Origin of the sequence: Bacteroides sp. FSHCM14E1 (assembly GCF_019633785.1) — a bacterium.
Lineage (GTDB): Bacteria > Bacteroidota > Bacteroidia > Bacteroidales > Bacteroidaceae > Bacteroides > Bacteroides hominis.
In genome coordinates this window covers 1-5,126 of record NZ_JADKYL010000027.1, presented here as the reverse complement: position 1 = coordinate 5,126, position 5,126 = coordinate 1, and the positions used below count along the sequence as shown (strand labels likewise).

Annotated in this window: 2 tRNA genes and 3 rRNA genes; all 5 read right to left on the bottom strand. The window is 48.6% G+C overall.

Annotation, left to right across the window (positions count from 1 at the left end):
• Positions 1–4: 4 nt before the first annotated feature.
• The 5 genes from rrf to ISX59_RS20995 all read right to left on the bottom strand — a co-directional run bounded on the left by rrf (position 5) and on the right by ISX59_RS20995 (position 5,105).
• A 5S ribosomal RNA gene (gene rrf, locus ISX59_RS21015) occupies positions 5–115 on the bottom strand.
• An 89-nt stretch (positions 116–204) separates the two neighbouring features.
• Positions 205–3,092: ribosomal RNA gene (locus tag ISX59_RS21010) — 23S ribosomal RNA — on the bottom strand.
• 150 nt (positions 3,093–3,242) lie between these two features.
• Positions 3,243–3,319: transfer RNA gene (locus ISX59_RS21005), tRNA-Ala, on the bottom strand.
• 26 nt (positions 3,320–3,345) lie between these two features.
• A tRNA-Ile gene (locus ISX59_RS21000) sits at positions 3,346–3,422 on the bottom strand.
• Positions 3,423–3,576: 154 nt separating this feature from the next.
• Positions 3,577–5,105: ribosomal RNA gene (locus ISX59_RS20995) — 16S ribosomal RNA — on the bottom strand.
• The 16S, 23S and 5S rRNA genes sit together here with 2 tRNA genes alongside, the layout of an rRNA operon.
• Positions 5,106–5,126: the final 21 nt, after the last annotated feature.

The window sequence follows — 5,126 nt, the reverse complement described above, 5'->3', positions numbered from 1 at the left end:
AAAAAAACGGCGACTACCTACTCTCCCACTGTTACGCAGTACCATCGGCGTGATCAGGCTTAACTTCTCTGTTCGGAATGGGAAGAGGTGGAACCCTGATGCTATAGTCACCTGAATAAGGCAGACATAATGTACAAAAGTAAACTTAGCCGTCTATCACTCCGATAGTAAAGCTAAACGGATATATAAACCATAAAAGACAATAAAAGAAAGTCATCGGGCAATTAGTAACGCTCGGCTGTGATGTTACCACCTGTACACCTGCGTCCTATCAACGTTGTAGTCTACAACGACCCTAAAAGAAATCTAATCTTGTGGCTGGCTTCGTACTTAGATGCTTTCAGCACTTATCCAATCCCGACTTAGATACCCGGCAATGCACCTGGCGGCACAACCGGTAAACCAGAGGTCAGTCCAACACGGTCCTCTCGTACTAGTGTCAGAGCCACGCAAATTTCATGCGCCCACGATAGATAGAGACCGAACTGTCTCACGACGTTCTGAACCCAGCTCGCGTGCCACTTTAATGGGCGAACAGCCCAACCCTTGGGACCTTCTCCAGCCCCAGGATGTGACGAGCCGACATCGAGGTGCCAAACCCCTCCGTCGATATGAGCTCTTGGGAGGGATCAGCCTGTTATCCCCGGAGTACCTTTTATCCTTTGAGCGATGTCCCTTCCATACGGAAACACCGGATCACTATGCTCTAGTTTCCTACCTGATCGACTTGTAAGTCTCCCAGTCAAGCGCCCTTATGCCATTACACTCTGCCGCCGGTTACCAATCGGCGTGAGGGCACCTTTAGAAGCCTCCGTTACACTTTTGGAGGCGACCACCCCAGTCAAACTACCCACCAAACAGTGTCCTCGCAACAGCGAGTTAGAACTCAAATAATCAAAGGGCCGTATTTCAACAGCGACTCCACAAATACTGGCGTACCTGCTTCAAAGTCTCCGGCCTATCCTACACATCAATTACCCAAATTCAATGTTAAGCTATAGTAAAGGTTCACGGGGTCTTTTCGTCCCATCGCGGGTAATCGGCATCTTCACCGATACTACAATTTCACTGAGCTCACGGTTGAGACAGTGTCCAGATCATTACACCATTCGTGCAGGTCGGAACTTACCCGACAAGGAATTTCGCTACCTTAGGACCGTTATAGTTACGGCCGCCGTTTACTGGGGCTTCAATTCAATGCTTCTCTTGCGATGACATCTCCTCTTAACCTTCCAGCACCGGGCAGGTGTCAGGCTGTATACGTGATCTTTCAATTTTGCACAGCCCTGTGTTTTTGTTAAACAGTTGCCTGGACCTATTCTCTGCGCCCTCCCGTCACCGGGTAGGGACCCTTTATCCCGAAGTTACAGGGTCAATTTGCCTAGTTCCTTAACCGTGATTCACTCAAGCGCCTGAGTATATTCAACCCGACTACGTGTGTCCGTTTGCGGTACGGGTACCATTAAGATTAAGTTTAGCGGATTTTCTTGGGAGTATGTTTACACGCACTATTACCGTTTTCCGAGGAAATTGGTATACTATCAGGTTCGACTCTTATCCCGGATTTGCCTGGGACAATCAACATCTACACCCTTTAACGGACTATTCCGTCAGTCCGCGGCGTTGTCACTCCTCCGTCTCCACGTCACTCTTAATGCTAGTACAGGAATATTAACCTGTTCTGCCATCGGCATCACCGTTCGGCTGAGCCTTAGGACCCGACTAACCCTGATCCGATTAGCGTTGATCAGGAAACCTTAGTCTTGCGGCGAGGGGGTTTCTCACCCCCTTTATCGTTACTTATACCTACATTTGCTTTTCCACACGCTCCAGTAAAGCTCACGCTTCGCCTTCAACGCAGAGTGGAATGCTCCCCTACCGATACTTACGTATCCCATAGCTTCGGTAAAACACTTAATGCCCGATTATTATCCACGCCAAACTCCTCGACTAGTGAGCTGTTACGCACTCTTTAAATGAATGGCTGCTTCCAAGCCAACATCCTAGCTGTCTTAGCAATCTGACTTCGTTAGTTCAACTTAGTGTTTATTTGGGGACCTTAGCTGATGGTCTGGATTCTTCTCCTTTAGGACATGGACCTTAGCACCCATGCCCTCACTCCTGAGATCGAACTAATGCGCATTCGGAGTTTATCAAGACTTGATAGGCGGTGAAGCCCTCGCATCTTATCAGTCGCTCTACCTCACATTAGTAATTCTCAAGGCTGCACCTAAATGCATTTCGGGGAGTACGAGCTATCTCCAAGTTTGATTAGCCTTTCACCCCCACCCTCAGGTCATCCGGAAGCTTTTCAACGCTTATCGGTTCGGTCCTCCAGTTAGTGTTACCTAACCTTCAACCTGCCCAAGGGTAGATCACTTGGTTTCGCGTCTACTCCTTCCGACTATCCGCCCTGTTCAGACTCGCTTTCGCTTCGGATCCACATCTCAAGATGCTTAACCTTGCCGGAAAAAGTAACTCGTAGGTTCATTATGCAAAAGGCACGCCGTCACAGCATAAGCTGCTCCGACCGCTTGTAGGCGCATGGTTTCAGGGACTATTTCACTCTTCTATTCGAAGTGCTTTTCACCTTTCCTTCACAGTACTGGTTCGCTATCGGTCTCTCGGGAGTATTTAGCCTTACCGGATGGTCCCGGCTGGTTCACGCAGAATTCCTCGTGCTCCGCGCTACTCAGGATACCACTACGCTTCAGTTACCTTAGAATACCGGGCTATCACCGTCTATGGCGCGACTTTCCAGCCGCTTCTTCTCAATAACTTTCTTGCGAGAGCGTGGTCCTACAACCCCACACATGCCGTAACATGGGTGGTTTGGGCTATTCCCCGTTCGCTCGCCACTACTAGGGGAATCATTATTTATTTTCTTTTCCTGCAGGTACTAAGATGTTTCAGTTCCCTGCGTTAGCCTCCAACTTAGTTGGATGACATTCCTTCAGAATGCCGGGTTGTCCCATTCGGAAATCTTCGGATCAAAGGTTATTTGCACCTACCCGAAGCTTATCGCAGCTTATCACGTCCTTCATCGCCTCCGAGAGCCAAGGCATCCGCCATGCGCCCTTATTTACTTTCTTTTATCGCCAGATTCATCTCCTTTTCTTAAAAAGGATCTGAACCAAATGGTTCGATATATACTTTTAGCTCTTACTAAATTTACTTTTTTTTGTACATCATGTCAAAGATCGTATGATAACATTCGGCAACTTGTGTTGCCAGCGTATCAATGGTGGAGAATAACGGATTCGAACCGTTGACCCTCTGCGTGCAAGGCAGATGCTCTAGCCAGCTGAGCTAATCCCCCAATCATACAAGATATCAATCTCGTCTTGGTAGTCCCAGGCAGAGTTGAACTGCCGACCTCTACATTATCAGTGTAGCGCTCTAACCAACTGAGCTATAGGACTAGTTCAACCGTGTCCTGTCTTAGACTCGGCTTCTGTTTTCTCTTGTTTATCTCTATCTATATTGCTATAGACGGTCGATCTATATTCTATAAATAAACAAGTACCAGTAGTACAATTTTAGAACCAATGAACGTCGTTTTCAACATCGCTCCAGAAAGGAGGTGTTCCAGCCGCACCTTCCGGTACGGCTACCTTGTTACGACTTAGCCCCAGTCACCAGTTTTACCCTAGGACGCTCCTTGCGGTTACGTACTTCAGGTACCCCCGGCTCCCATGGCTTGACGGGCGGTGTGTACAAGGCCCGGGAACGTATTCACCGCGCCGTGGCTGATGCGCGATTACTAGCGAATCCAGCTTCACGAAGTCGGGTTGCAGACTTCGATCCGAACTGAGAGAGGCTTTTGGGATTAGCATCCTGTCACCAGGTAGCTGCCTTCTGTACCCCCCATTGTAACACGTGTGTAGCCCCGGACGTAAGGGCCGTGCTGATTTGACGTCATCCCCACCTTCCTCACATCTTACGACGGCAGTCTCTCCAGAGTCCTCAGCATGACCTGTTAGTAACTGAAGATAAGGGTTGCGCTCGTTATGGCACTTAAGCCGACACCTCACGGCACGAGCTGACGACAACCATGCAGCACCTTCACAGCGGTGATTGCTCACTGATATGTTTCCACATCATTCCACTGCAATTTAAGCCCGGGTAAGGTTCCTCGCGTATCATCGAATTAAACCACATGTTCCTCCGCTTGTGCGGGCCCCCGTCAATTCCTTTGAGTTTCACCGTTGCCGGCGTACTCCCCAGGTGGAATACTTAATGCTTTCGCTTGGCCGCTTACTGTATATCGCAAACAGCGAGTATTCATCGTTTACTGTGTGGACTACCAGGGTATCTAATCCTGTTTGATACCCACACTTTCGAGCATCAGTGTCAGTTGCAGTCCAGTGAGCTGCCTTCGCAATCGGAGTTCTTCGTGATATCTAAGCATTTCACCGCTACACCACGAATTCCGCCCACCTCTACTGTACTCAAGACTGACAGTATCAACTGCAATTTTACGGTTGAGCCGCAAACTTTCACAACTGACTTACCAGTCCACCTACGCTCCCTTTAAACCCAATAAATCCGGATAACGCTCGGATCCTCCGTATTACCGCGGCTGCTGGCACGGAGTTAGCCGATCCTTATTCATATTATACATACAAAACAGTATACATACTGCACTTTATTCTAATATAAAAGAAGTTTACAACCCATAGGGCAGTCATCCTTCACGCTACTTGGCTGGTTCAGGCTCGCGCCCATTGACCAATATTCCTCACTGCTGCCTCCCGTAGGAGTTTGGACCGTGTCTCAGTTCCAATGTGGGGGACCTTCCTCTCAGAACCCCTATCCATCGAAGGCTTGGTGAGCCGTTACCTCACCAACAACCTAATGGAACGCATCCCCATCCTTTACCGGAATCCTTTAATAATCAAACCATGCGGAATGATTATACTATCGGGTATTAATCTTTCTTTCGAAAGGCTATCCCCGAGTAAAGGGCAGGTTGGATACGTGTTACTCACCCGTGCGCCGGTCGCCAGCAAAGAAAGCAAGCTTTCTTCCTGATGCCCCTCGACTTGCATGTGTTAAGCCTGTAGCTAGCGTTCATCCTGAGCCAGGATCAAACTCTTCATTGTAAAAGTATTGTTATATATCCC